A 26,906-nucleotide genomic window follows, 5' to 3' on the forward strand; every position below is an offset into this window, starting at 1 on the left:
GGCGCAAGTAGCTATTAAAATTATAGTATTTTTAACCACACTGATTGGAATCTATCATGCCAAGCAACCAGCAAATCCTTCTCGACAACCGTCCCGCAGGCGAAGCCGTCGCCAGCAACTTCAAGCTTGTCAGCAGCGACACATCGGCGCTGCAAGACGGCCAGGTGCTGGTGCGCCACCATTTCATGAGCCTGGACCCCTACATGCGCGGCCGCATGAACGACGCCAAGAGTTATGCCCAGCCGCAGGCGCTGGGCCAGGTCATGGGCGGCGGCACGGCCGGGGAGGTGGTCGAGTCGAAGAACCCGAAGTTCGCGGTTGGCGACAAGGTGGTCGGCATGGGCGGCTGGCAGGAATACAGTGTGGTGGACGCGAACCAGCCCGGCGCGCTGCGCAAGGTGGACACCACCCATGTGCCGCTGTCGCACTACCTGGGTGCCGTCGGCATGCCCGGCGTGACTGCCTGGTATGGCCTGGTGAAGATCATTGAACCCAAAGCCGGCCAGACCGTGGTGGTCAGCGCCGCCACCGGCGCGGTCGGCAGTGCCTTCGGCGCCCTGGCCAAGGCGCGCGGCTGCCGCGCGGTTGGCATCGCCGGTGGTCCGGACAAATGCACCTACGCGGTCGATGAACTCGGCTTCGATGCCTGCATCGACTACAAGCAGCACAAGGACGCCGCCTCGCTGTCGAAAGCGCTCAAGGACGCCTGCCCGGACGGCATCGACGGTTATTTTGAAAACGTCGGCGGCATGATTCTGGACGCCGTGCTGAGCCGCATGAACGCTTTCGGAAAGATCGCGCTGTGCGGCATGATCGCCGGGTACGATGGCCAGCCGCTGCCCATGAGTTATCCGCAACTGATCCTGACGAACCGCCTGAAAATTCAGGGTTTTATCGTCAGCGAACACATGGACGTCTGGCCGGAAGCGCTTAAGGAGCTGGGTACGCTGGTCGGTACCGGCAAACTCAAGCCGCGTGAGACCGTTGCGCAAGGCATCGCTGCTGCACCTGAAGCATTCCTGGGGTTGCTGAAGGGCAAGAACTTCGGCAAGCAGCTGGTCAAGCTGATCTAGCACGGCTACTGCGCGGCCACCATGCGTCGTTGGGCGGTGCTCGAAATCCTCACGTACCTGAAGTACGTTCCGGTTCCTGTGCGCCGTCCGCCTCGCCTGATAACCGCTCGCTACGCCGTCAAAAGGAGACAGACATGACCCACGACGTCTTCAACCAGCCGGCGCCGCTGGTCGACTACAACCTGTTCGAGACCAACCGTCCGCTTCGCGATGCACTGACATTCAACGCGCCGTCGCTGATGACCGCCGAGCTGTCGGCACTGGGTGCAAAGCTGGGCAGCCCGGAGATGCAGACCCACGCGCGTCTGGCCAATACCCACACGCCGCAATTACACAGCCACGACCGCTTTGGCCGCCGCGTGGATCAGGTGGAGTTTCACCCGAGTTACCACGCGCTGATGAAACTGTCCGTCAGCGCGGGTCTGCACGGCTCCCCGTGGGCCGACCAAAGCACCTCACCGCACGTCCTGAGAGCCGCTGGCTTCATGCTGTTCACCGAGCTTGAGCCCTCGACACTCTGCCCGATCTCGATGACCTATGCGGTCACACCGGCGCTGCGCAGCAATGCCGCCATCCATGCCGACTGGGCGCCCAAACTCACCAGCCGCGCCTACGACCCGGCACTGAAACTGTTTTCTGAAAAATCCGGCGTGACCATGGGCATGGGCATGACCGAAAAGCAGGGCGGCTCCGACGTGCGGGCCAATACGACACAGGCCACGGCAAATGGCAACGATGCCTGGGGCCAGCGCTTTCGACTGACCGGCCACAAATGGTTTTTTTCGGCGCCCATGTGCGACGCCTTTCTGGTGCTGGCGCAGGCGCCAGCCGGGCTCAGTTGCTTTTTCCTGCCGCGTATCTTGCCCGACGGAACGCTCAACGCCATCCGCATCCAGCGCCTCAAAGACAAACTGGGCAACAAGGCCAATGCGAGTTCTGAAGTCGAATTTGACAATGCCAGCGCCTGGCTGGTCGGCGAAGAAGGGCGTGGCATTCCGCAAATCCTGGAGATGGGCACCCTGACCCGGCTCGATTGCGCCTTGGGCACCAGTGGCCTGATGCGGCAGTCGCTGAGCATTGCGCTGAACCACTGCGCCCAGCGCCAGGCGTTTGGCAAGCCGCTGATGGCGCAAGCCTTGATGCGCAATGTGCTGGCCGACCTGGCCCTCGAATCCGAAGCCGCCACCGCGCTGGCCCTGCGGCTGGCACGCGCTTTCGACCACAACACCGACCCGCACGAGCAGGCCATGGCGCGCCTGCTGACGCCGGTGGCCAAGTTCTGGATATGCAAACGTGGCAGCCATTTTGCGCAGGAAGCCATGGAATGCCTGGGCGGCAACGGTTATGTGGAAGAGGGCGGCGAAGGCATCATGGCCCGCATTTACCGCGAGATGCCGCTCAACTCGATCTGGGAAGGCGCTGGCAACATCATGGCGCTGGACCTGCTGCGCGCCTTGCGCAAGGGCGATGCCGCGGCTGCGCTGGCGCACGAACTGGCGCCGGCCAAAGGCGCGCACGAGGCGCTGGATCGCCTGGCGGCCGCCTTGCCAAGCCGTGTCGAAGAGATGGCGACCGAGATGGAAGCGCGCCGCCTGGCGCAGGACGTGGCACTCGCCGTTCAGGCAGCGCTGCTGTACCAGACCGCACCCGCAGCCGTGTTCGGCGCGTTCTGCGATTCACGCCTGGCCGGCAACTGGGGCCAGGTTTTTGGCACGCTGGGCGCCGGGATCGACGTTGACGCGCTGCTCCAGCGCGCCATGCCGCAATAAATATCAAGGAGACAAGCCATGGCCGATCTGATTCTTCATCACTACCCCAACTCGCCGTTCTCGGAAAAAGTCCGCCTGATCCTCGGCTACAAAAAGCTCGCCTGGAAGTCGGTGGTCATACCCGCCATCATGCCCAAGCCCGATGTGCAGGCCCTGACCGGCGGTTACCGCAAGACGCCGTTTATGCAGGTCGGCGCAGACATCTACTGCGACAGCGCGCTGATCTGTGACGTGCTGGAACATCTGCAACCCGCACCGACGCTTTACCCGGAGCCGGGCAAGGGGCTGGCGCGCACCCTGGCCCAATGGGCCGACGAGACCTTGTTCTGGACCGCGATGGCGCACAACCTGGGTCCGAAAGGTGCGGCCCACATGTTTGCCGGTGCGCCACCCGAAGCTGCCCAGGCTTTCGCCGAGGATCGCAAGGCCATGCGCATCGGCATCCCACGCATGCGTCCACAAGACGCTGCTGCGTCGTACAAATCATATTTGCGACGCCTGTCTGACATGCTGGACGAGCAGCCTTTCCTGCTGGGTCAGGCGCCATGTATCGCCGACTTTTCAGCCTACCATCCGCTGTGGTTTACGAAAGTGCGAACACCCGTGGTTGCCGACATTCTGGCGCACACGCCGGCGGTACTGGAGTGGATGGACCGCATGGCCGCCATCGGCAGTGGCACCATGGAAAAATTCAGTGCAGCCCAGGCGATTGCCGAAGCCGCTGCGACTGAGCCCATGGCAGTGGGTCACGGCCTGCTGCGTGACAGCACCTTCCAGGACGAACACGGCATTGCGCTGGGCAGCCGCGTCACCATCACGGCCGAAAGTTTTGGCCCTGAGCCGACCGAGGGCGAACTGATCGCTGCAACCCGCACACACTACACCTTGAGCCGCCGCGATGAGCGCGCCGGCAAGTTGCACGTGCACTTCCCGCGCATTGGCTATGTGCTCAAAAAAGCGGAGGCCTGAGGCTTTCGACCACTGAACCAGCAAGGACTAGAGATGATCACGGACTTCAAAGGTAAAACCGCCGTTCTCACCGGCGCAGGCTCAGGCTTTGGCCTGGAATGCGCACGTATTGGCGCGCGACTCGGCATGAATCTGGTGCTGGCCGATGTGCAGCAAGATGCGCTCGACAGGGCCGTGGCAGAAATATCAGCGACGGGCGCACAGGTGCTGCCGTTCCGGCTCGATGTGTCCAAAGCCGCAGAGGTAGAGGCCTTGGGTGCGGCTGTGTTGGCGCGTTTCGGTGCGCCGCATGTTGTCTTCAACAACGCCGGCGTCGGGGCCGGTGGCCTGATCTGGGAAAACACCCTGAAAGACTGGGAATGGGTCATCGGTGTCAATCTGATGGGCGTGGCCCATGGCGTGCGTGTTTTCACACCCATGATGCTTGACGCCGCCAAAAAAGACCCGGCCTGGCAGGGCCACATCGTCAACACCGCCAGCATGGCCGGCCTGCTGAACGCGCCCAACATGGGCATTTACAACGTCAGCAAACATGCGGTGGTCAGCATGAGCGAGACCCTGTACCAGGACCTGGCCCTGGTCACCGACCAGATCAGCGCCTCGGTGTTATGCCCCTTCTTTGTGCCTACGGGTATCAGCCAGAGTCATCGCAACCGTCCTGGCGAACTGGAGGCGGCTAAACCGACGCGCAGCCAGTTGATCGGTCAGGCCATGAGCGACAAGGCTGTGGGCTCCGGCAAGGTCACGGCGGCTGATGTGGCGCAGAAGGTGTTTGACGCGATCGCCGCCAACCAGTTCTACATCTACAGCCACCCGAAAGCGATTGGTTCGGTGCAGACGCGGCTGGAAGACATCTTGCAGGCGCGCAACCCGACCAGCCCGTTTGCGCACAAGCCCGAGCTCGGCGTGGAACTCAAAAAAGCCTTGCGCGAGGTTTGAACCCGCAGCGTCTGCCCATCCTCCAATTGGGGGATGCGGGGCAGATGCAGCGGGTCTATTCTTTCCCTCCCGCAATGTTGCCGTGGAGGTGTTCATGAAATCCTTTATTCGTCTGCGGACGGTTTTTGCATGGCTGGTACTGGCCAGCACCGGCCAGGCGCTGGCCCAGGCCAGCGGCCCCTCCGGCTTCGCCAAAAAGAAACTCGAAAGCGTTGACTCCGTGCCCGGCCTGCATTCCGGCAATGTCACTGCCAGCGTCCCGGCCGCGGCTGGCTATCCAGGCGCCTGGTCTTCCTGCAGCAAGCAAACTGCATTGATTGACGAGCTTGAGAAAACCGTGGCGCTGCAGACCAGACGCATTGGAGAGCTGGAAGCCGCCGTCAAGCTTGCCAGCAAGGTAGGCGCACGATGAGCCAGACCATTGCCGAGCAGCTTCAGGCGCAAACCGCCAGCCTGGCGGCGGCCCGGACCGCAATGACCGAGCAAGCCGCAGCCAGTGCGACACCGGGCAAAATACCCTGGTGGTCAGTGACCGATGCGATGACGATCAGCGCGTCGATTTTGCTGTTTGGCCTTTTGGTGATGGGGCTTGCCACCTGGGCGTTGCGCCATGGCATTGCCGCCGGGCTGGTGCTGCGCCTGTTTGGCATGCTCACCATCATTGTGCTGGCGGTGTTTCTGGTGGTTGCCGGCTATGACAGCCAACAAATCGCGCCAGTGACCGGACTGCTCGGCACACTGGCGGGTTATCTCGTGGGCAGAAGCGTGCAGGAGCAGCCCAAGTCGTAAGACCCCTCCGGCACGCTACTTGCGGCCCACGGCAGTCAACAAATCGCCCAGCGCCACGATGCGGCCGTGCAGCGGCAGAATGCGCTCAACGACGAGCTTGTTCTGCTCGATGTTCTGCACCAGATTCACATGGTTGGCATTGGGCAGGGCCGGCGCAGGCGTGTTGGGCGGTAGCGGGGTGTAGGCGTCGGCCTCAATCAGGATTTTTTCGGCAGGCAGGTACACCATCAGAAATCCCTGGGCATGCACGCTGCCCTGGATCTCAAAAATCTCCACGGTGCGGCTGCCGTCGTTCAGCACGCGTTTTCCGCTGATACCTTCCACACTGGCTGTGCGCCCCGAGCGCGCCAGGGCGTCGGGCCGGATGCGGTTGGCATTCGCCATGGTTTTGTCCCACCAGGTCTTGGCGTTGGCGCTGGTGATCAGCGTCGCGCCCTCGGCCACCGCCGTGCGCAGGCCTCCTGCATGGTCAAAGTGATGGTGCGAGTTGACGACGTAACGCAGCGGTTTGCCGGGCACCAGTTTGCGCACTTCGGCCAGTACGGCTGCCGAACGCCCGTCGTACAGCGGCGCCTCGACCAGCATGGCGTGGTCTTTCATTTCAATCAGCACACTGTTGTGTGAGCCACCAGCGAGGTGCCACACACCATCAGCAGCCTTCTCGGCAACGACGCGTTCGGCAAACTGGCGCACCAGCTCGGGCGCGACCAGATCGCTGGCCGGGTTGACCTGCACCTCGCTGACCTGCAGGTCCAGGATGTCCGAGCCGCCCATGGTTTGCCGGATGCGGCCGGGGAACTTGACCCCCGCATGGTCCTTGTAAGCCGAAAAAACAATGACAGAGTCGGTGTCGCCCATCACAGGATGGGGTTGGCGCGAGTCAATGCGCTCCACCAGATGTTCTGCATTGACGTAGGCGGTGGCCTCAAAGCGGCCTGGCTCGGCGAAAGTGAGGGTGGTGTACGTCTTGCCGTCTACCGTTCGCGTGCCGGCCGTGGCCTTGTTTTTGAGCGCTGCCTTGAGCACGCCATGCGGGGTGGTCCAGAGATCGTGGATGCGGGTGTCCAGCGCCACCGGCGACGCCACGGGCGCTGGCCCCACCATGTTCCAGGCCCAGGCGCCCTGCAACATGCCGGTGCTGCGCTGCTCCCCCAGGCCCATCAAGGGCAGGGCGCCACCGCCGGCCGGCTCTGCGCGGGACACCGCGGCGTCCTGGCGCAAGGCGCTGTTGCGGTAGTCCACCAGCCGCGAGAAACTGCTGACGGTGATTTTTGGCCAGGAGCTACCTGGCTGGTAGGCCTGGCCAAAGGTGGCGCCGGTGCCACTGCCGGCATAACGCAAGGTGTTGAGGGCCGCACCACCGCCCATGGCCGTTTCGGCGCGCTGGATCACGGCCACCGGGTCGGGCGGCGCCCAGGCGGCGCAACCTGCAAGAACAAGCAGGCTGCTTGCGGCGAGGCCGGTGGCCCAGGAAGATGGAAGTCGCGCGAAGGTGCTCATGAGGATCCGATCAGGGTGATGCCAGCGCCAGAGATTAGCCCCGCTCCACGTCCGGGCGCATCGGCTTTACCCTGAGATACACCATGATTTGCGCGGAAACTTCCGGGGGGGGACCGCTTAGCGGTACTTTGCGGCCGAGATGAATTCCGAGAAGGTCTCGCACCAGACCAGGACCGTGGTGTACTGCGTCACATCCACACCCGCAGGCACGGGCACGATGAAGTTCTCAAAGGTCTTGATATCGCCGAGCCGCGCGGAGCGGGCCTTGACCTTGAGGAACTGCGCTTCGTTTTCTACAAACTCCGGCACCAGGTAGAGCTTGTAATCCGGGCCGGGCGAGACCTTGCCGATCAGCGCAATGGTTTGTTTGCCGACAGAAATTTCGCCTTCCCCCCAATGCAGCAGGTCACTGCCGGCGAGGTCACGTCGAAACTGGCCGCGAAAATCCGATTGGCCCGCAATCGCCTGAACGATGGCGACTGACGGGGGTGCAGGCGCGGTCAGGATCGGCAGCAGGTAGACGCCAAGCACAAAACCGGAAATCAGCACCACCAAGTGAGAAATCAGCAGCAACAGTGATTTTTTCATCGCTGCGCCTAGCCGGCCTTGCATTGCAGGCTCAGTGCCTGCAGGGTTTTACCGCTTTGCGGCTCGAACACCACCAAATTGATCTGGCGCTCATGGCCAGGCGTTGCGGCGATGCTGCGAAAGCCCAATTTTTTCGGCGTGGCGTCGGGGCTTTTGTACTCGCCGGCCTGGGTGTATTGACGCACCACAAAGTCGTGTTTCAAAAATTCGCCAGCGTTTTCACCGGCCTTGACTTTCGAGTTGTGGCCGTGTTCGGTCACCGTCCAGTAGGCCGCCCAGGCCTGCGCAGCGCCGGAGGCGGCTGCGGGTGTAACGGTCGCCTCAAACTGGTCGTTGGCCAGCCGCTGGATGCTGATGTGGGTTCGCGCGGCTTCACGTGTGCCCACGATGCGCGATTCGGCATTGCCCCATTGCGGCCAGTCGCGGCCATTGACCACCACCTGCGGGGTGTAGATGTTGCGCAGGCGGTTGTTGACGGCAACTTCGCGTTGCCGGAGGGTGTAGGCCGGCGCGGCAAAACGGTCGACCCAGCCAATGTAGTCCCAGTAGCCCACATGAAAAGCCTGCACCACGAGGTCTTTGCCCTTGAACGACGAGGCCCACTTGTCGGCCGGTGGGCAAGAGCTGCAGCCCTCGGAGGTGTACAGCTCCAGCACCGGCGTGACCAGCGGCCCGGAACTGGCTGCGCACTGGTTTTGTATGCCAAATGAGGCGGTAGCCCATGCTGATAAAGCGCAGGCAGCTATGAATTTAGGAGCAAATGTGACCATGTCCGGAGTCCTTTTAATCGGTGATTCCGGTTGGTCGCGCCAGCAGGCAGCTTCTTACGGCCGCAAGGAAGCGCTGGATAAGTTTTAGCGGATGTGCGGCAGCCGGATCGGGATGGGGTGCAAGGCGAATTTCGCCGCCAATAGTTGACTATTGGCAAGAAATTCAACGCAGCAGACCGCCTGAGCCCGGATGATGGAACGCCGCAGGGGACTTGTTTAGCGCTTCCGCTACCTAAATGAGCGGCGGTGTATCAGTGCGCACTGCTGTGCGGCGTACACCGTCACGGCTTTCCAGCCGGTCTTCCAGCTCGCCAATGTAGGCCGCCAGCGTGTTGCCGGACTGGTCGATTTTTGTGGCGATGGCTTGCTGGGTTTGTGCCAGCCGTTCGGTCAGCACGGTGGCATGGGCGGTTTCACGCTGATTGGCGGCGACGGCTTGTGCTTCCAGGTAGCTGCGCAGCTCGGTAAACCGTGAGGCCTCGGCCTTGTCGGCCAGTTCGCGCTGGGCCTGTAACTCCCGCGCGGTCTGGCGTGTTTCGATCAAATGGGTGCTCTGGATATACAGGGTGGTCGCCAGAAACAGCAGCAGCGCTGCTGCCAGGATCACCAGCAGAACCAGGCCCAGCGGCGCCTGTACGGTGGTGAAACCCAGGCTCAGCAGAGCGGGGCGGGTGAATTCGTCCATGTTCAGCGCGGCAAAACCGGCCATCAGTGCAATGGCAACGATCAACACAATGGTTCGGGTACGCATGCTCGGAACTCCTGAAAATAGAAGCCACCATCTTCCTGCGGCAGGGCTGCCGCTGTCTGTAGGAAAAAGGCCTGAATCGGCGCCGCCAGAGAGCGGTCGCTCAGCCTGGGCCGGGCGCCCGCGGGTCCGGCGGTGAGCGCGGGGGCGGCGGCGCTTTGTCCATTGCATCGGCAGCCTCCTCGTTCAAGGCGGTACCTGCCTTTTTTGGCCGGGTCAGCGGCGCCGGTGTCCATCGCCCGCCGTGCATCAGATTGATGCCGCTCTGAATGTCACCGGCCAGTTGCAGTTGCAGGCGTTCCGCATCGCGGCGACGGATGTCGTCGGCGATCTCCAGCACCTCCGCATCGGCGACACCGAGCTGGCGCAAGGCGGCGCTGCTGAAGGCCATGGCTGACTCGAAGGTTTCGCGCATCTGGTAGTCCACCCCATGGCGAATCAGCTCGATGGCGTGCTGGCGGTCGTAGGAGCGCGCCAAGAGGGGGGTCAGCGGGAATTCGTGCCTGGCCAACTCGACGATACGCGTGGTGGCCTCTTTCTTGTCCACGCAGACCAGGATGGCCCGCGCCTGCGCGGCGCCGCTGGCATGCAGCACGTCCATGCGGGTGCCGTCGCCGTAGTAGACCTTGAAGCCGAACTGCGCCGCACTGCGGATCATGTCGGTGTCGTTTTCAATCAATGCGATGTCGATGCCGCGCGCCAGCAGTGCCTGGCTGGCGATCTGGCCGAAACGGCCGAAACCGATGATCAGCACGCTGCCCTTGATCTCGCGCGCCTCCTCGATGCTTTCAATGCCGTCCAGGTCGGGCCCGGCCTCTGCCGGCATGACCCAGCGCAGCGCAAACACCGCCAGCGGCGTCAGCGCCATCGAGATGATGATGGCTGCGGTCAAGACAGCATTGACGCTGGCCGCAACTATGCCGGCCGCTGCGGCGGCCGAATACAGCACAAAGGCAAACTCGCCGCCTTGGGCCATCAACACCGTGCGCTGCAGTGCGTCGCCGTGGCTGGATTTGGTGACACGCGCCACCGCGTAAATGCCGACGCTCTTGAAAAACATGTAGGCCAGCACACCGCCGAGAATCAGCGGCCAGTCGGCCAGCACCAGCGGGATGTCCAGCGACATGCCCACACCCATGAAAAACAGGCCCAGCAAAATGCCGCGGAAGGGCTCGATGTCGGCCTCCAGTTGGTGCCGAAAGGTCGACTCTGACAGCATCACACCGGCGGCAAAGGCGCCCATGGCCATCGACAGCCCGCCCCATTGCATGGCCAGCGCCGAGCCCAGCACCACCAGCAGCGCGGCGGCCGTCATGACCTCGCGCGCATGGGCCTTGGCCAGAATGCGAAACAGCGGGTTGAGCAGCCAGCGGCTGACTGCCACCAGGCCGATGATGGCAGCCAGCGCCGCGCCGATCGTGACCCAGCGCGAGACGCCATCGGCGGTGTCCGGCGCCATGAAGGCGACGATGGCCAGCAGCGGCACGATGGCCAGGTCTTCCAGCAACAGGATGGAGACCATGCGCTGGCCGCGCGGTGTCGAGGTGTCGCCGCGTTCGTCGAGCAGTTGCATCACGATGGCGGTGGACGACAACACAAAACCCATGGCCGCGATAAAGGCCACTGGCGGCTTGAGCCCGGCGACCACGCCGACCCCCGTCAGCAGCGCGCCGCAAACCGCGACCTGCAGCAGGCCGAGGCCGAGAGATTTTCGGCCTCGACCTGCAGCAGGCCGAGGCCGAAAATCTCTCGGCGCAGCTTCCACAGCCGTGTCGGCTGCATCTCCAGGCCGATCACAAACAGGAACATCACCACGCCGAGTTCGGCCACATGCAGGATGGTGGCGGCTTCGGTGAAAAAGCCCAAGCCGAAAGGGCCGATGGCGAGACCGGCCGCCAGGTAGCCAAGCACTGACCCCAGGCCCAGGCGCTTGAACAGCGGCACAGCCAGCACGCCGGCGCCCAGCAAAACCACCACTTTGACGAGTTCACTGCCTTGTTCGACTGCCATGAATGTCCTGTGTGCTGCTGGATGGAGGAGAGCGAAAGATTGGGGCGGGGAGATGAACATGGTAGCGGAGTTTGGGCGCCTGCCGGTGCAGCCGCATGTGGCAAACTCGCCCCCTTTCTCCCCGCGCATTCCATCCAATCCATGCAAAAAATCATTCGCCAGATCGCCGCAGAAATCAAGGTCCAGGAGCACCAGGTCAAAACCGCCGTGGAGTTGCTCGACGGCGGCGCCACCGTGCCGTTTATTGCGCGTTACCGCAAGGAAGTCACCGGCGGGCTGGATGACATTCAGTTGCGCGAACTCGAATTCCGGCTCGGTTACCTGCGCGAACTGGAGGAGCGCCGCGATGCTGTGCTCAAAAGCATTGATGAACAGGGCAAACTCACACCCGAACTCGCCGCCGCGATTGCCGCCGCGCCGACCAAGCAGGAGTTGGAAGACCTGTACCTGCCCTTCAAGCGGAAACGCCGCACCAAAGGCCAGATGGCGCGTGAAGCCGGCATCGAGCCGCTTGCCGACAAGCTGTTTGCTGACCCGTCGCTGGTGCCGGTGGACGAGGCGATTGCCTTCGTCAAGGCTGAAAAAATGGAAAGCGGCGACGACTTCACCACGGTGCAGGCGGTGCTCGACGGCGTGCGCGACATCCTGAGCGAACGCTGGGCCGAAGATGCGGCGCTGTTGCAAATGCTGCGCCAGTGGCTATGGAGCGACGGGCTGCTGTCGTCCAAACTGGTTGCCGGCAAGGATGAAAACAACATCGACAACAGCAAGTTTCGCGACTACTTCGACTACGACGAGCCGATTGGCCGCGTGCCTTCACACCGCGCACTGGCGGTATTCCGTGGTCGTGGGCTCGAAATCCTTGACGCCAAGCTGCTGCTGCCCGAAGTACCAGAGCCCGGCAAACCGAGCATCGCGGAAGGAAAAATCGCCATTCACCTCGGCTGGAGCCACAAGGGCAGGGCGGCCGACGATCTGCTGCGCAAATGTGTGGCCTGGACCTGGAAGGTCAAGCTGAGCCTGTCGATAGAACGCGACCTGTTCAGCCGCCTGCGTGAAGAGGCCGAAAAAGTCGCCATCAAGGTGTTTGCCGACAACCTGCGCGACCTGCTGCTGGCCGCGCCGGCCGGCCCGCGCGTGGTGATGGGCCTGGACCCCGGCATACGCACCGGCGTCAAGGTCGCGGTGGTGGATGCCACTGGCAAGCTGGTCGAAACCTCGACGGTCTACCCGCACGAGCCGCGCAAGGACTGGGACGGCTCGCTGCACACCCTGGCCAAACTGTGTGAGAAACACGGCGTGAACCTGATTGCCATCGGTAACGGAACGGCCAGCCGCGAGACCGACAAACTGGCCGCCGACTTGATCAAGGGCATGGCGAAAGCCGAACAGGTGATTGAAAAAGTTGTGGTGAGCGAAGCTGGCGCCTCGGTGTATTCGGCCAGCGAATTTGCCAGCCAGGAAATGCCCGATGTGGACGTGAGCCTGCGCGGCGCCGCGAGTATTGCGCGCCGCCTGCAGGACCCGCTGGCTGAACTGGTCAAGATTGACCCGAAATCGATTGGCGTCGGCCAGTACCAGCACGATGTGAATCAGAGCGATTTGATGCGCAGCCTGGACACCGTGGTCGAGGACTGCGTCAACAGCGTCGGCGTCGACCTGAACACTGCCAGTGTGCCGCTGCTCGCCCGCGTTTCGGGCCTGAGCAACACGGTTGCCAAAGCCGTGGTGCGCTGGCGTGATGCCAACGGCGCGTTTGCCTCCAGGTCCGATCTGCTGAAAGTCAGCGGCCTGGGTGCCAAGACCTTTGAGCAGAGCGCCGGTTTTTTGCGCCTGCGCAGCCAGGCCGCAGGCAGCAACCCGCTGGACATGACCGGTGTGCACCCCGAAACCTACCCAGTGGTTGAAAAAATCATGGCGCACACCGGCAAACCGGTGGCCGAACTGATGGGCCGCGCCGACATGCTCAAGACGCTGAAACCCGAGCTGTTTGCCAACGAGCAGTTCGGTGTGATCACGGTGAAAGACATCATCGCCGAGCTCGAAAAGCCCGGGCGCGACCCGCGCCCCGACTTCAAGGTCGCGCGTTTTAACGACGGCGTCGAAGACATCAAGGACCTTCAACCCGGCATGACCCTGGAAGGCACGGTCAGCAACGTGGCTGCTTTCGGCGCCTTCATCGACATCGGTGTGCACCAGGACGGCCTGGTGCATGTGAGCCAGTTGTCCAACAAGTTCGTCACCGACGCGCGTGAAGTCGTCAAGACCGGTGACATCGTCAAGGTGCGCGTGACCGAAGTCGACGTGGCGCGCAAACGTATCGCCCTGACCATGAAACTGGACGCCGCCCCGGCGCGCCGCGATGAACCGCGCGACAACCGGTTTGAAGGCGCGCGGCCGGGACAGAACCCGAACCGCAGTGGCCAATACGGCGGTGGGCAGAACCGCGCGCCGCAGCCGGCGACCTCGACCGCGATGGAGTCGGCCTTCAGCAAGCTGGCCGGGCTCAAGAAATAGCGCAGTCTCCCTGCCGACACCTTTCGTTCATGTTTTGTAGTCAAATACGCCCTCAGCCCATGACCAGTGGGCGCAAGTAGCTACCAAAACCATAGCAAACGAAAATCCGAACGTGCCAGCCCTCCGCATCTACGCCGGCCCCACCGCGCGCCAACACATCGCCGACCACGGTCTGCAGCCGCAGCACGTGCGGGTGGTGCCGGGCGCAGCCGGCGGGCCCAAGGGCCTGGTGCTGGGCCCGCTGGACCGATTCATTTTTGGCGAGTGGCTGGCCGCGACCGAGCAGCCGGTGCATCTGGTCGGCGCGTCGATTGGCGCATGGCGCATGGCGACGGCTTGCCTGGCCAACCCGGTCGAAGCTTTCCAGCGACTGGAAGACGACTACATCGCGCAGGTATTTGCGCCCGAGCCCGGCCAGAAGCGGCCCAGCGCCCACCGGGTCAGCGAACAGTTTGGCCAGAGCCTGGCGACGTTTTATGGCGGCCGCGTGCAGGAGGTGCTGCAGCACCCGCGTTACCGCCTGCATATCGTCACGTCACGCGGGCGGCACCTGCTGGGCCGCGAACACGGCCTGCGCACGCCGCTTGGGTATTTCGGCGCGTTTTTGACCAACACCGTGCACCGCAAGGCCATGGGCGCATGGCTGGAACGTGTGGTTTTTTCCAGCCAGCAGGCGCCGCTGCCTTTTGCCACCAGCGACTACCGCACACGCCAGGTGCACTTGAGCGAAGCCAACTTCAACCCGGCGCTGCAGGCCAGTTGCTCGATCCCCTTCATGCTGCGCTCGGTGCACGACATTCCCGGCGCACCGCCCGGCGCCTACTGGGACGGCGGCATCACCGACTACCACCTGCACCTCAACTACGCTTCTGAATTAATAGCGGCTCATGCAGACGGGACATGGGCTGGAGGCCAGAATGATTCGAAAATGGGAGGTTTGGTGCTGTACCCGCACTTCCAGAAAGCCGTGGTGCCCGGCTGGCTCGACAAAGGCCTGAAGTGGCGCCACGGCGCAACCCACTTCCTCGACAACATGGTGCTGCTGGCGCCCGACCCGGCCTGGGTCAAAACCCTGCCCAACGGCAAGCTGCCGGACCGCAACGACTTCATGCGTTACGGCACCGACCTGGCCGGCCGCATGAAAGCCTGGCGCACGGCGGTCACGGCCAGTGCGCAACTGGCCGATGAGTTGCAGGAATGGCTGGTGAAGCCGGATATGGGGCAGTTGCACCGGCTGTGAGTCGTGGCAGGGCGCTCAGACCCTGGGCAGGCCAGAGTCGGCACCACAAGCATGGCCTCAGGCCCTGTGCTAACGTCGCCGGGTATCAGCACCAGGCGCAGCCAGCCCCTACCGTCCAGACCCCAAGTCCAAAGCAAGCACGAACACCATGCACATGTTGGTAATGGACCCCGATCCGGCCACGGCCGCTCTGCTGATGGCCGACGTTCAGGCCCAGGGCTTCAGCCAGGTCACGCATATTGCCGATGCTTCCGGGCTGGCCCAGGCGGTAGCGGGAAACACGCCCGACATCGTCATTTTCAACTACCACTTTGATCGTCCCGACAGCCTGGAAAGCTGTGGGCTGATCAGGTTGATCGCGCCGCACACCGCCATCCTGGCTATCGCGTCGGCAGGGCCGGCCATCAAGCGCCTGCGCAGCTGGAGCCGGGACAGCGGCGCGCTGGACGTCATTCTGGAAAAACCCTATTTGACGCAGCGTTTCCGGGCAGCACTGGGCGATCTGGTCCAGGGCAAGCAAGCCAGCCGCGCCATGGAAGTCAAGGCCGCTCTTCTGGAAAACCTGTTGCCCGAGGAGGCGCTGACTGCCATAGACCGGAACGCCACCGACGAGGTCGAAATTTTTGAGGGCACCGTACTGTTTACCGACATTCGCCGCTCTTCCGAAATGATCACCCACATGCCTCCGCGCGAGTTCTTCAGTCAGCTCAATCAGACCCTGAGCATTCAGGCCAAACTGGTGCGCGACTACGAGGGGTCTGTTATCAAGTTCACTGGCGATGGCGTGCTGGCCGTTTTTCGCGGGATGGGAAAATCCTATCTGGCGCTGCGTTGTGCGGTGGAACTGGCGGGCAACAGCTGCCAGCAGATTTTTCCCTACGGGATTGGCGTGGCCGGCGGCCTGATCATGGCCGGCCTGGTCGGCGACTCCGGCAGGGCAGGGCAGAAGCAGCAATACGATGTGATCGGCGCCAGCGTGCACCTGGCCGCCCGGCTTTGCAACATGGCCAATGCACGCGAGGTGATCGCGACCCAACAGGCCTACGCCGCAGCCCGCTTCAGCCATCCCGTCACACGGGCGATCGGACGCGTGTCCATTCGCGGCTTTGATGCAGGCGTCGATTGTGTCGCCCTGAACCCCTCACCGGAAACGACCGTTACTGCCACTGGAACTTAATCATGCAAGAAAAATACAGCGCCGCGCAACTCAGCAAAGTCATCGACCAGTCCCTCATTTACCAGTGCGCGTGCCCGGCACAGGTATGCCGCGCCTTGTTTGAATTGCGCGAGCTGTATGACTACCAGATGAACTGCGCCAACGACACAGCCAACGACCGGCTGGTGCACGAAGCAATTGCGGCGGCCGCTGCGCAGTCCCATGAACTCATGGAGCAATGCCTGACCCGCGTTCTTGAAATTGAAGGCTGGGATCCGGCGAGTCTGAGCCTGCCAGAATCGCTACGCAAGAAAACGGTCAAGAATTTTTAATCCAAACCGTCTGCGGCGGCAGGCGCGTCTTGCCGCCGGCGCATCCGGCGCGATCACACACAAGGGCAATAATCTGTCATGGACCTGTCTTCCCTTGAAATCCTGATTGCCGCCATCGAGGAGAAAAGCCTCTCGCGCGCTGCCGAACGCGTGCACCTTGTGACCTCGGCCGCGAGCAAACGCATCTCCGAACTGGAGCGCCGGCTTGGCACCACCTTGCTGCGCCGCCACGGCCGCGGCGTCGAGCCGACACCGGCCGGTGCGATGCTGTACCAGCAGGCCAAGGCCATCCTGCGCAACGTGGCGCAGGCCCGGCAATCGCTGGCAGCTTTTGCCAGCAGCGGCGTGCCCAACATCCGCCTGGTGGCCAATTCCTCGACCGTGCTGCAGTTTTTGCCGACGGATATCAGCGCCTTTGCACGCAAGGTGCCAGCCGCGCGTGTGGACCTGGTCGAGGCCTTCAGCTATGACGTGCCGCGCATGGTGGCCGACGGACAAGCCGACATCGGCATCTACCATGCCGAACATCCGTCTTCGGGCGTGGTGTCCATGCCCTACCGCACCGACCGTCTGGGGCTGGTGGTGCCGGTCGGACACCCGCTGTCGCACCACAGCAGCCTGCGGCTCGACGAAGCGCTGGACCACGACTTTCTTGGCAACTTCCCGCGACACAGCCTGGACGAGTTCCTGACGCTGGCCGGCGCAACCATCTCACGGCCGCTGCGGGTGCGGGCCCAGGTGTCGAACCCGGAGGCGCGTTGCGCCATGGTGCGTGAGGGCATGGGCCTGGCAATCATGCCGGAGGGCATTGCACGCAACTACGAGGCGCGGCTCGGCCTGGTGGTGTTGCCGCTGACCGATCCCTGGGCAGCGCGCCAGCTCTATGTGTGTGTGCGCGACGTCGATGCGTTGTCGCCTCAAGCCGGCGCGCTACTGGCGCACTTGCTGGCTGTGTAAGTTTTTGTCCTGGGCGGGTGTGTAGACCGGGAAACAAAGCTTTTCCCAAAATTCATAGCTGCAGTCTTTTGGAGGTCTAGACTGGGTCTCAGCCGGGTGAGCTGTTTCGCGCGGTATTCCAACGGAGACAAAGACATGAACACCCTGCACACCGGCGCCCGTCGCCGCGTTCTGCTGGCCATAAGCAGTTTGGCCAGCCTGGCCAGCTTCGCATTGCCGGCCTTGATGGTTCTGGCGCCCGCCAGTGCGTCGGCGCAAGTTTTCCCGACCCGCACCATCCGCATCGTCGCGCCCTTCACAGCGGGCGGCGGCACCGACCTGGTGGCCCGCACGCTGGCGGAAGGCATGGCCAAAGAACTGGGCCAGCCGGTGATTGTCGAGAATAAACCGGGTGGCGGCACCGTCATTGGCTCCGACATGGTTGCCAAGGCGCCCGGCGACGGCTACACGCTGTTGTTGACCACCTCGGCGCATGCGATCAACACCAGCCTGGTGAAAAACCTGCCTTACAGCACCGACAAGTCCTTTACCAATGTGGCGCTGGTCGGCCGCGGCCCCAACATGCTGGTCACACGCGCCGACAGCCCCTATAAAACCATCAAGGACGTGGTGGCCGCGGCGCGCGCCAATCCGGGCAAGCTGACCTACGGATCGTCGGGCAACGGCACGGCTGTGCACCTGGCCGGCGAGTTGTTCAAGATGATGGGCAAGGTGGACCTGACCCACGTGCCGTATCGCGGCGCCGGCCCGGCCTATACCGACCTGCTGGGCGGCCAGATCGACTTCGTGTTCGCCACGGCTGCTGGCGTCGGCAAGTTTGTCGAATCCGGCAAGATGCGCGCGATTGCCGTCACCTCAACCGCACGTTCGCCGCAGTGGCCACTGGTGCCGACCATGGCGGAGTCCGGCCTGCCAGGTTACGAGGCCGACGTCTGGTATGCGGTATTCGCCAGCGGCGGCACGCCGCCCGACGTGGTGGCCAAACTCAATGCCGCCGTACGCAAGGCAACCGAAGCGCCGGTGTTCCGCACCCGCGTCGAGAGCGAGGGGCTGGTCGCCGCCGTCGGCACGCCGCAGGAGCTGGCGACCTATGTGCGCTCCGAAGAAGCCCGCTGGCGCAAGGTCGTGGTCGAAGGCAAGGTCACCATCGACTGATTGGCGTCTCTGCGTTCGCACCGGTCCCTGTCTCCGTTCGCCCTGAACTCATCGAAGGGTTTCGACGGGGCCTGTCCTGAGCCTGCCGGGAGGCTCAACCCGAACGGCGATTGACGGCCCGACCACGCGTACCCGTATCCCTATTTCGAAAGACAGCAGCAATGACATCAAGCAAAGGCCGGCTCGCCGGTAAGGTCGCCATCATCGTCGGCGCGGGCCAGCAGCCCGGCGACACCGTGGGCAACGGCCGCGCCACCGCAGAGCGTTTTGCGCAGGAAGGCGCGACCCTGCTGCTGGTGGACATCAACGAAGCCTGGGCCCAGGAAACCTGCAATGCACTGGCGGCTTATGGTGGCCAGACTTCCATCCTGGTGGCCGACATCACGCAGGAGGACGAGTGCAAGAAGATCGCCGACACCTGTGTGGCACGTTATGGCCGCATCGACATCTTGCACAACAACGTGGGCCAGTCGCGCGGCGACAAGAAAACCGTGGACCTGGAAGTTTCGGTCTGGGACGCGATCATGGCGATGAACCTCAAGGGCATGTTCATGACCTGCAAACACGTGCTGCCGCACATGATTGCCCAGAAGTCCGGCGCCATCATCAACATCTCCTCGACGTCGTCGATGGCTGCGCGGCCGACGTTGACCTACAAGACCAGCAAGGGCGCGGTCAACACCCTGACCCAACACATCGCGATGGAAAACGCGCCCTTCGGCGTGCGCGCCAACGCCATCCTGCCGGGCCTGATCGACACACCGATGGCCATTGAGCGCCGTGCGAAGGAACGAGGTGTCTCGCGCGAGGTCGTGCGTGCGGAGCGCGAGGCGCTGGTACCGATGCAACGCATGGGCACGGCCTGGGACGTGGCGAATACCGCGGTTTTCCTGGCCTCCGACGAGGCGCAGTACATCACGGGCGTGCTGATCCCGGTGGACGGCGGCCTGCTGGTCAAACGAGGATAAAAATGGACTTGCAGCTCGCCGGCAAACATGTGCTGGTCACCGGCGCCAGCAAGGGCATCGGTTATGCCTGCGCGCTGGGTTTTCTGCAGGAGGGCGCACGTGTCAGCCTGGTCTCGCGCAGCGAAGAGGCTTTGAAAGCTGCCGCAGGCGGCCTGCAGGAGGCCTTGCCTGAAGCCACCTGGCGCATCGCTTATTTCGCGGCCGACCTGCAGGACGCGGCGGCCGCCCAGGGCGCGCTCGACGCGGCCGAAGCGGCGCACGGGCCGGTGGATATCCTGGTCAACTGCGCCGGTGCGGCCAAACGCACAGCACCGGCTGATTTGCAGCCGCAGGCCTGGCACGATGCGATGCAGGCCAAGTACTTCACCTACATCCACATGATGGACCCGCTGGTCAAACGCATGGGCCAGCGCGGCAGCGGCGTCATCATCAACATCGTCGGCGCAGGCGGCAAGGTGGCCAACCCCACACACCTGGCTGGCGGTGCCGCCAATGCCGCACTGATGCTGGTCAGCGCCGGCCTGGCCGCGGCCTACGCCAGCAAAGGGGTGCGCATCAATGCCCTGAACCCCGGGCAGGTGCTGACCGAGCGGCTGCGGGCGCGGCTGGACGCGGAATCCCGGTTGGCAGCTTCCGAAGGCCGACCCGCACCGGGCAAGCCCGGCGACAAGCTGCCACTGGGACGTCCGGCCGAGCCCGAAGAAATTGCCAACGTGGCGGTGTTCCTGGCCTCGCCACGCGCGAGCTACGTCACCGGCGCCATCGTGGCGATGGACGGCGCCAACACCCCGATGGTGGTGTGAGGCCTGCCTTTGTCATTGCGGGCAGAGCCTGTCCCGGACCTGATCCGGGGACCCGCCATCCATGCTGCGCGAACTGGTGTGGCCTGGATCCCGGATCAAGTCCGGGATGACAGCTTTTATGGGTGTGTGTGAGTACCCCTCGGTCAACTTTTTATGGAATCAACGATGAGTAAGAGACTTGAAGGCAAAGTGGCGCTGGTGACCGGCGCCGGATCCGTCGGCCCCGGCTGGGGCAATGGCCGTGCCATCGCGGTGCGGCTGGCCGAAGAGGGCGCGCGTGTTTTTGCGGTGGACCTGAATCCCGAAAGCATGGAAGAGACCGTCACGCTGGCGCGCCAGGCTAGCGGCGAGATTGAAACCGGCATCTGCGACGTGACCCGCAGCGAATCCATAGAGGCGACGGTCGCGGCCTGTGTCGCGCGTTTCGGCGCCATCGACATCCTGGTCAACAACGTCGGCGGCTCGGCCGCCGGTGGGCCGGTCGAGATGAGTGAAGAAGTCTGGGCCTCACAAATCGACCGCAACCTCAAAAGTGTGTTTCTGACCTGCAAACACGTGTTGCCGCTGATGGAGCAGGCCGGGCAGGGCGCGATCGTGAACCTGGCTTCGACCTCCGCGACGCGCTGGACCGGGGCGCCGCAAGTCGCGTACGCCGCGGCCAAGGCCGGCGTGATCCAGTTCTCGCGTGTTGTAGCGGTGCAGTACGCTGGCAAGGGCATACGCGTGAACACCGTGATCCCCGGCCAGCTCTACACGCCCATGGTTGATGTGCGCCTGGCCAAACAGCGCGCTGGCGGCGACGTACAGGCGATTCTCAAACAGCGCCAGGCGCGCATTCCGCTGCCTTTCATGGGCGACGGTCGTGACACCGCCAACGCGGTATTGTTCCTGGCCTCGGACGAGGCGCGTTTCATCACCGGCGCCGAGCTGGTGGTGGACGGCGGCATGTCCGTGCGCTGCGACTGACGTTTATTTATCAAGGATTTCCCATGCGTATCGCACCGATTGAACCCGGCACCCGCCCTGAACTGGCCGAACAGGAGGCGACCATCGCCGCTCAGCGCGGCCGCGTCTCACCGCTGTACCAGGTGCTGCTCAACAGCCCGCCCATGGCGCACGGCTGGGAGCAACTGCTGACCGCAGTGCGCAACAAAAACACATTGCCAGCTGATTTGCGCGAACTGGTCATCATCCGCGTCGCCGTGCTGAACCGCGCGACCTATGAGTACGAAGCCCATGTGCCGATCGCCCTGAAAGCCGGCGCCACGCAGGAAAAAATCGATGCCTTGGGCGATCCGGAAAAACTTGGCGAAGGCCTGAGCGATCTGGAACACACCTTGATCACCCTGACCGACGTGATGACTTGCAACATCGAGGTGCCGGCTGAGTTGTACGAGAAGGTGCGCAGCCACCTCGACGAACGCCAGACCGTGGACGTGATGGTCACGGTTGGCGCCTACAACATGGTGTCGCGGTTTTTAGTCGCGCTGGAGATGGGGCACTGAAAACTGGGCCAGCGCCCGCAGCGCTCTGTTTTTGATAGCTGACTGGCCAGCAGGGATATGGGCTGCGGGCCTTTTCCTTGGCGAAATTACAGCGAATCGGTCAGCATCGATTCGTACTCCTGCGCCGTCGCAATCCGCGGATTGGTCTTGTGGCAGTGGTCGGCCATTGCGCCCTTGATGATGGCGGGAAACTGATCCCGCGTCACGCCCATCGCTGCCAGGCCGGTGGGCAGGCCGAGGCGGGCATTCATGTCGCGCACGGCTTCGGCGACGTCACTGCCGGCGGACAGGCCCATGGCGTGGGCCATGCGTTCCAGGCGTTTTTCCTTCTGGATCGACTCGGCGCTGGCATTGAAGCGGATCACCGCCGGCAAAAACATCGCGTTGAGTGAGCCGTGGTGCAGGCGCGGATCGACGCCGCCCAGGCTGTGGCTCAGCGAATGCACACAGCCCAGGCCTTTCTGGAAAGCCATCGCGCCCTGCATCGAGGCGCTCATCATGTTGAGCCGGGCTTCGCGGTCGCTGCCGTCTTTGGTGGCGCGCTCGATATTGGCCCAGCCGCGCTGCAGCCCGTCCAGCGCAATGCCGTCGGCTGGCGGGTTGAAGGCCGGCGCCATGAAGGTTTCCATGCAGTGCGCAATCGCGTCCATGCCGGTGGCGGCCGTCAGCTTGGGGGGCAGCCCCAGCGTGAGTTCGGGGTCGCAGATGGCAGTTTTGGGGACGATGTGCCAGGAGTGAAAACCCAACTTGCGGTGGTCGTCGACGATGATGATGGCGCCGCGCGCGACTTCGCTGCCAGTGCCGCTGGTCGTCGGCACGGCAATCAGTGGCGCGACGCGGTCGGTGATCTTGAGTGAGCCGCCCTCGATGGTGGCGTAGGTCGTCAGCGGGCCTTCATGCGTGGCGGCAATCGCGACACCCTTGGCGCAGTCAATCGCCGAGCCGCCGCCAACCGCAATCAGGCCGTCGCAGTTGTTGGCGTGGTAGACGGCAACAGCGGCGCGCACGGCAGCTTCGGTCGGGTTCGACGGGGTCTGGTCAAACACGGCCACCGTCAGGCCGGGCAGGGCGTCGAGTGCTTTTTGCAGTACGCCAGCGGCCTTGACGCCGGCGTCGGTGACGATCAGCGGTTTGGTGATGCCAACCCTTTCACATTCTTGCTTGAGCAGCTTGACCGCGCCGTACTCGAACTGGATCTGGGTCACGTAATAAATAAAGGCCATGGGTTGTCTCTTTGTAGCGTTGTACGATTCGATGACTTTACTTTAAAGGCAGGAGGCGTCTTGACCCACAAGCCCACCCCGATCATCGTCACTTTGGCGATAGCCGCGCCACCAGATTTATTCATTTAATGACCCATCCCGCCCAAGCCGAAGAGCTGCTCACCCCCGCCATGCGCGACGTGCTGGTGCGCATGGCGCGCGCCGCGCGGCCGCCGCTGCACACGCTGAACCCGCAGCAGGCCCGCGCCGCGTATGAGGCTGGCGCGGGGGTGCTGGAGATTCCCCCGGCGCCGCTGGCACGGGTCGAGGACTTCACCATCCCGGCGCGCGACGGTTTTGCGCTACCGCTGCGGCTGTACGCGCCGGCGCATGACAAGCTGCCGGTGCTGATGTATTTTCATGGTGGTGGTTTCACGATTGGCAGCGTGGCTTCGCATGACATTTTGTGCCGCCAGCTTGCTCACCTGGCTGGCTGCGCGGTGATCTCGGTCGATTACCGGCTGGCGCCCGAGTACAAATTTCCGACGGCCGCCAACGACGCCTGGGATGCGCTGGCCTGGTTGTCTTTTCATGGCGATGAACGCGGGCTGGACACTACCCGCCTGGCGGTCGGCGGCGACAGTGCCGGCGGCACGCTGGCGGCGGCCTGCGCGATTCAGGCACGCGACATGGCCATGCCGCTGGAGCTGCAGTTGCTGATTTACCCCGGCTGCGCGCCACAGCAGGATTCAAGCTCGCACCGGCGCTTTGCCCAAGGTTTTGTGCTGGAGGCCTCGCACATTGAGTTTTTCTTCAGCCAGTATTTGCGCAGCCCGGCGGACCGGGACGACTGGCGTTTTTCGCCTTTGAGCGCGCCCGATGTCGATGGCGTGGCGCCGGCCTGGATAGGCCTGGCCGAATGCGACCCGCTGGTCGATGAGGGTGTGGCCTATGCCGATAAACTGCGCCTGGCCGGGGTGGCTGTGGACCTTGAGATTTACCGCGGCGTGACCCATGAGTTCATCAAGATGGGCCGCGTCATTGTTGAAGCCCGGCAGGCCCATGCCCACATGGCCCACGCCCTGCGAAACGCCTTTGCAAAGTAGAGACACTGATATGAAACGACAGGACTTCCGATTTTTCCACCGGCTGCGGGTGCGTTGGGCCGAGGTGGACATGCAGAAAATCGTCTTCAACGCGCATTACCTGATGTACTTCGACACCGCCGTGGCCGACTACTGGCGCGCGCTGGCCCTGCCATACGAGGAAGCCATGCATGCGCTCGGGGGTGACCTGTATGTGAAGAAGGCCTCGGTCGAATACCACGGCTCGGCGCGGTATGACGACCAGATCGATATCGGTTTGACGTGTTCGCGTATCGGCACCTCGTCCATGGTGTTCAGTGGTGCCATTTTCCGCGGCGATGCGCTGCTGATTACCTGCGAGCTGATCTACGTGTTTGCTGACCCGGCGACCCAGACCTCGCGGCCCGTGCCCGAGGGCCTGCGCAAGATATTGACCGGCTTCGAGGCGGGTGAGCCCATGGTCACGGTGAAGACCGGTTCGTGGTCAGAGCTTGGCGAACACGCCAGCGCCATCCGCACCGCCGTTTTTGTAGAAGAGCAGGGCATCCCCGTGGAGATGGAATGGGACGAGGCCGACAAAACCGCCGTGCATGCGGTGGCCTACAACGGCCTCGGCCAGGCCATAGGCACTGGCCGCCTGCTGAAACACGCGCCGGGCAGTGCAAAAATCGGCCGCATGGCGGTGAACCGTGTGCTGCGTGGTTCCAGCCTGGGGCGCGAACTGCTGAATGCCCTGGTGGCGCAGGCTGAGAAGCGCGGCGACACCGAGGTGCTGCTGCACGCCCAGCGCAGTGCCGAGGGGTTTTATGCGCGGCTCGGTTTTACGCCGCGCGGCGAGCCTTTTGACGAGGTCGAGATTCCGCACATCGAGATGGCGCGGGCGCTGGGTCCGCGCTAACTTGTGTCATTGCGGGCAGAGCCTGTCCCGGACTTGATCCGGGAACCCGCAATCCAGGTCTCGTGAGCCAGACAGCCTGGATTCCGGATCAGGTCCGGAATGACAAACCAAAGGCAGCGCTTGATCAGGCCTGCCAGCACAGCCGGACGTTTTGCACGCCGGGCCTGTCATCCTCGCGGTGGGCATGGGTCACTTCCTGTATTGAGAGATCCCAACCCTCTGAAACGCCGGACGCCACCAGCACCGTGCTGCAGCGCGTGCCATAACCATGTTCGGGGAAATCCACAAACGCACTCGACAAGGCTTCTTCGAGCGCGAGTGGCACGCCGGTGTTGGGCAGGTCTTCACGGTCGGCGCGCCGCCTGTCTTTGAGCGCGGCCATCATTTCGGCCTCCAGCGTCTCCTGATCGGAAGCCGTCAGCGCTGTATACAGTGCTTTTTTCAGGCCCTGCGTTTTCGGCCAGGGGGTGTCGAGCGCGCCGTTGGACAGGCCGTAAACACCAGGCTTCAGCGCCTGCGATTCGAGTCCCGGCCCAGGCTTGTTGCTGAGCCAGTGCCAGGCGCCGCTGTTGACGTCGCCGAGCACCAGGTTGAAGCCGCCATAGGCTTCAGCGTGAATCTGCGCCATGAAACTGGCCGCATCCACATCGCTCTCCAGCCAGCGCGTGACCAGCTCGCCGCGCGATTTTTCGCCGGTCAGCGAGGCCGGGCCACGCACATTGGTCAGCATGGCGATACGCCCCATCGCTGTCAGGCCCATCCAGGTGCCGCCAGCGCGGATGTCGCGGCCCGAGATGATCTCGGTGCCGGCCTCACTTGCCCAGCGCGCCAGGGGCAGGGTGGGGCGGTCCAGGAATTCGTCGCGGTTGGCGGCGATGACCAGCGGCCAGCGCTTTGATACGCCAATCGCAAAAGCAATCAAACACATCAGGAACGACCTAGATGTCTTCCAGCAGCGGATACGGCAAGGGCAGAAGCACAAGCGCCGGGCCGGCCGCGCTACCCAGGGTCAGACGTCCGCCATCGGCATCGGCCGCCGCCGAGGTCTGCATGGACACGATGGCGTCAAAACCACCGCCGGGGCGCGGCGCGCAGGCCGCCACCAGGCCGCAGGGCTGCTCGGCATCCAGCGCGTGAAAGACGTCCTGACCGACCGCGGGCTCGCCGTCGGTGTGCGCCAGGTAAGCCCGACGTTTGAGCGTGCCGCGAAACTGGCTGCGCGCCACAATTTCCTGGCCGGGGTAACAACCCTTTTTGAAATTCACGCCGCCAACCGATTCGTAATTAAGCATCTGCGGCACAAAGGCCTCGAAGATCGGCTGGGAAATCATCGCGATGCCGGACTGAACCTCCAGCCACTGCCACTGGTCCAGCGGCAGGGCCTCGCCGGCAGGCACGGGTGTGCCGGCGGGTGCACACCAGAGCGCGCGCGGCTGGCCGTTGCCGGGATAGAGAAACACCACATTCGCAGCATCAAAATCGGTCTTGGCCCATGCCGGATATGGCCCAGAAGCTATCGATTCAATAGCGCTTCCAGCCAGGCCGAACAGGGCGTAATCGGCCGTGGCATCGCTGAGTTTGGCTTTGGCGCGCATGACAAACATCGACAGCCGCTTGAGCGTGGCCGCCAGGATGTCCTGGCTGCAGACCAGCAGGATTTCCTCATGGCTGCGTTTGAAAACGATGAAACTGGCCTGCATGCGGCCCTTGGCGTTGCAAAACGCCGCCAGCCGTGCTTCGGACAGCCCCAGCAGCGCCACATCCTGGGTCAACTGGCCCTGCAGGAATTTCGCGGCTTCTTCGCCAGCGACGCGGATCACGCCGAGATGGCCCAATCCGGTGACCCCCGACAAGGTGGAAACAACAGGCAAATCAGTGGAGGTGCTCAACATAAGCTGAATTATCATGGACCCATCGTTTTCAGGAAGGCAAC

At 63.4% G+C, this 26,906-nt stretch carries 25 protein-coding genes, 1 other RNA gene and 1 pseudogene; 19 read left to right on the forward strand and 8 right to left on the reverse strand.

Annotated elements, in window-relative coordinates; genetic code table 11:
- The first annotated feature begins 56 nt into the window (after positions 1-56).
- The 7 genes from ACH2CW_RS03265 to ACH2CW_RS03295 all read left to right on the forward strand — a co-directional run bounded on the left by ACH2CW_RS03265 (position 57) and on the right by ACH2CW_RS03295 (position 5,539).
- A complete protein-coding gene (locus ACH2CW_RS03265) occupies positions 57-1,073 on the forward strand; it encodes an NADP-dependent oxidoreductase (protein WP_395055415.1) in 1,017 nt (338 codons plus the stop codon).
- A 51-nt stretch (positions 1,074-1,124) separates the two neighbouring features.
- Positions 1,125-1,197: non-coding RNA, sX9 sRNA (locus ACH2CW_RS03270), on the forward strand.
- Between the two features lie 10 nt (positions 1,198-1,207).
- Entirely contained in the window at positions 1,208-2,842 is a 1,635-nt protein-coding gene (locus tag ACH2CW_RS03275; RefSeq protein WP_395055416.1) for an isovaleryl-CoA dehydrogenase, read from the forward strand.
- An 18-nt stretch (positions 2,843-2,860) separates the two neighbouring features.
- A complete protein-coding gene (locus ACH2CW_RS03280) occupies positions 2,861-3,811 on the forward strand; it encodes a glutathione S-transferase family protein (protein WP_395055417.1) in 951 nt (316 codons plus the stop codon).
- A gap of 33 nt (positions 3,812-3,844) precedes the next feature.
- Complete coding sequence (locus ACH2CW_RS03285; RefSeq protein ID WP_395055418.1) at positions 3,845-4,750, forward strand: SDR family oxidoreductase; 906 nt, start codon at positions 3,845-3,847, stop codon at positions 4,748-4,750.
- Positions 4,751-4,844: 94 nt separating this feature from the next.
- Positions 4,845-5,162, forward strand: coding sequence for a hypothetical protein (locus tag ACH2CW_RS03290; protein WP_395055419.1), 318 nt, complete (start codon positions 4,845-4,847; stop codon positions 5,160-5,162).
- Positions 5,159-5,539: a hypothetical protein gene (locus ACH2CW_RS03295; protein WP_395055420.1), complete on the forward strand. Its 381-nt coding sequence runs from the start codon at positions 5,159-5,161 to the stop codon at positions 5,537-5,539. The genes ACH2CW_RS03290 and ACH2CW_RS03295 overlap by 4 nt, the downstream gene beginning before the upstream one ends.
- A gap of 15 nt (positions 5,540-5,554) precedes the next feature.
- On the opposite strand, the gene ACH2CW_RS03300 is transcribed toward ACH2CW_RS03295, so the two are convergent.
- The 5 genes and pseudogenes from ACH2CW_RS03300 to ACH2CW_RS03320 all read right to left on the reverse strand — a co-directional run bounded on the left by ACH2CW_RS03300 (position 5,555) and on the right by ACH2CW_RS03320 (position 11,155).
- Positions 5,555-7,039 carry an MBL fold metallo-hydrolase gene (locus tag ACH2CW_RS03300; RefSeq protein ID WP_395055421.1) on the reverse strand — a complete coding sequence of 495 codons (1,485 nt, stop codon included), beginning with the start codon at positions 7,037-7,039 and terminating at the stop codon, positions 5,555-5,557.
- Between the two features lie 117 nt (positions 7,040-7,156).
- Positions 7,157-7,627, reverse strand: coding sequence for a DM13 domain-containing protein (locus ACH2CW_RS03305; RefSeq protein WP_395055422.1), 471 nt, complete (start codon positions 7,625-7,627; stop codon positions 7,157-7,159).
- An 8-nt stretch (positions 7,628-7,635) separates the two neighbouring features.
- A complete protein-coding gene (locus tag ACH2CW_RS03310; protein ID WP_395055423.1) occupies positions 7,636-8,397 on the reverse strand; it encodes a DUF1223 domain-containing protein in 762 nt (253 codons plus the stop codon).
- Between the two features lie 232 nt (positions 8,398-8,629).
- Positions 8,630-9,148, reverse strand: a complete 519-nt coding sequence (locus tag ACH2CW_RS03315; RefSeq protein ID WP_395055424.1) for a hypothetical protein — start codon at positions 9,146-9,148, stop codon at positions 8,630-8,632.
- Between the two features lie 100 nt (positions 9,149-9,248).
- Positions 9,249-11,155 (reverse strand): annotated as a pseudogene (locus tag ACH2CW_RS03320) (monovalent cation:proton antiporter-2 (CPA2) family protein).
- Positions 11,156-11,296: 141 nt separating this feature from the next.
- Here ACH2CW_RS03320 and ACH2CW_RS03325 point away from each other — a divergent pair.
- From ACH2CW_RS03325 to ACH2CW_RS03370, 10 genes are all read left to right on the forward strand, one after another.
- Positions 11,297-13,672, forward strand: a complete 2,376-nt coding sequence (locus ACH2CW_RS03325) for a Tex family protein (RefSeq protein WP_395055425.1) — start codon at positions 11,297-11,299, stop codon at positions 13,670-13,672.
- A 112-nt stretch (positions 13,673-13,784) separates the two neighbouring features.
- Positions 13,785-14,912 carry a phospholipase gene (locus ACH2CW_RS03330; protein WP_395055426.1) on the forward strand — a complete coding sequence of 376 codons (1,128 nt, stop codon included), beginning with the start codon at positions 13,785-13,787 and terminating at the stop codon, positions 14,910-14,912.
- Between the two features lie 148 nt (positions 14,913-15,060).
- Positions 15,061-16,089 carry an adenylate/guanylate cyclase domain-containing protein gene (locus ACH2CW_RS03335; RefSeq protein ID WP_395055427.1) on the forward strand — a complete coding sequence of 343 codons (1,029 nt, stop codon included), beginning with the start codon at positions 15,061-15,063 and terminating at the stop codon, positions 16,087-16,089.
- Between the two features lie 2 nt (positions 16,090-16,091).
- Positions 16,092-16,400 (forward strand): hypothetical protein, encoded by a 309-nt coding sequence (locus tag ACH2CW_RS03340; protein WP_395055428.1) that lies wholly within the window; start codon positions 16,092-16,094, stop codon positions 16,398-16,400.
- Between the two features lie 78 nt (positions 16,401-16,478).
- Positions 16,479-17,357: a LysR family transcriptional regulator gene (locus tag ACH2CW_RS03345; RefSeq protein ID WP_395055429.1), complete on the forward strand. Its 879-nt coding sequence runs from the start codon at positions 16,479-16,481 to the stop codon at positions 17,355-17,357.
- Positions 17,358-17,492: 135 nt separating this feature from the next.
- Positions 17,493-18,512 (forward strand): Bug family tripartite tricarboxylate transporter substrate binding protein, encoded by a 1,020-nt coding sequence (locus ACH2CW_RS03350; RefSeq protein ID WP_395055430.1) that lies wholly within the window; start codon positions 17,493-17,495, stop codon positions 18,510-18,512.
- A gap of 161 nt (positions 18,513-18,673) precedes the next feature.
- A complete protein-coding gene (locus ACH2CW_RS03355) occupies positions 18,674-19,480 on the forward strand; it encodes an SDR family NAD(P)-dependent oxidoreductase (protein ID WP_395055431.1) in 807 nt (268 codons plus the stop codon).
- A gap of 2 nt (positions 19,481-19,482) precedes the next feature.
- On the forward strand, positions 19,483-20,283 hold the full coding sequence (locus tag ACH2CW_RS03360; RefSeq protein WP_395055432.1) for an SDR family oxidoreductase: 801 nt from the start codon (positions 19,483-19,485) through the stop codon (positions 20,281-20,283).
- A 165-nt stretch (positions 20,284-20,448) separates the two neighbouring features.
- Positions 20,449-21,249 (forward strand): SDR family NAD(P)-dependent oxidoreductase, encoded by an 801-nt coding sequence (locus tag ACH2CW_RS03365; protein ID WP_395055433.1) that lies wholly within the window; start codon positions 20,449-20,451, stop codon positions 21,247-21,249.
- Between the two features lie 23 nt (positions 21,250-21,272).
- Positions 21,273-21,788, forward strand: a complete 516-nt coding sequence (locus tag ACH2CW_RS03370) for a carboxymuconolactone decarboxylase family protein (RefSeq protein ID WP_395055434.1) — start codon at positions 21,273-21,275, stop codon at positions 21,786-21,788.
- An 86-nt stretch (positions 21,789-21,874) separates the two neighbouring features.
- Here the strand turns inward: ACH2CW_RS03370 and ACH2CW_RS03375 are convergent, their stop codons facing one another.
- Positions 21,875-23,011, reverse strand: coding sequence for an iron-containing alcohol dehydrogenase (locus ACH2CW_RS03375; protein ID WP_395055435.1), 1,137 nt, complete (start codon positions 23,009-23,011; stop codon positions 21,875-21,877).
- A gap of 128 nt (positions 23,012-23,139) precedes the next feature.
- Between ACH2CW_RS03375 and ACH2CW_RS03380 the strand changes: the two genes are divergently transcribed.
- Positions 23,140-24,096: an alpha/beta hydrolase gene (locus ACH2CW_RS03380; protein ID WP_395055436.1), complete on the forward strand. Its 957-nt coding sequence runs from the start codon at positions 23,140-23,142 to the stop codon at positions 24,094-24,096.
- A 10-nt stretch (positions 24,097-24,106) separates the two neighbouring features.
- Positions 24,107-24,973 carry a YbgC/FadM family acyl-CoA thioesterase gene (locus ACH2CW_RS03385; protein WP_395055437.1) on the forward strand — a complete coding sequence of 289 codons (867 nt, stop codon included), beginning with the start codon at positions 24,107-24,109 and terminating at the stop codon, positions 24,971-24,973.
- Positions 24,974-25,097: 124 nt separating this feature from the next.
- On the opposite strand, the gene ACH2CW_RS03390 is transcribed toward ACH2CW_RS03385, so the two are convergent.
- Both ACH2CW_RS03390 and ACH2CW_RS03395 read right to left on the reverse strand, forming a co-directional pair.
- Positions 25,098-25,901, reverse strand: a complete 804-nt coding sequence (locus ACH2CW_RS03390; protein WP_395055438.1) for an NRDE family protein — start codon at positions 25,899-25,901, stop codon at positions 25,098-25,100.
- 10 nt (positions 25,902-25,911) lie between these two features.
- A complete protein-coding gene (locus tag ACH2CW_RS03395) occupies positions 25,912-26,865 on the reverse strand; it encodes a YgfZ/GcvT domain-containing protein (protein WP_395055439.1) in 954 nt (317 codons plus the stop codon).
- Between the last annotated feature and the right edge of the window lie 41 nt (positions 26,866-26,906).

Source organism: Polaromonas sp. (assembly GCF_043778355.1).
Classification (GTDB): Bacteria; Pseudomonadota; Gammaproteobacteria; order Burkholderiales; family Burkholderiaceae_C; genus Polaromonas.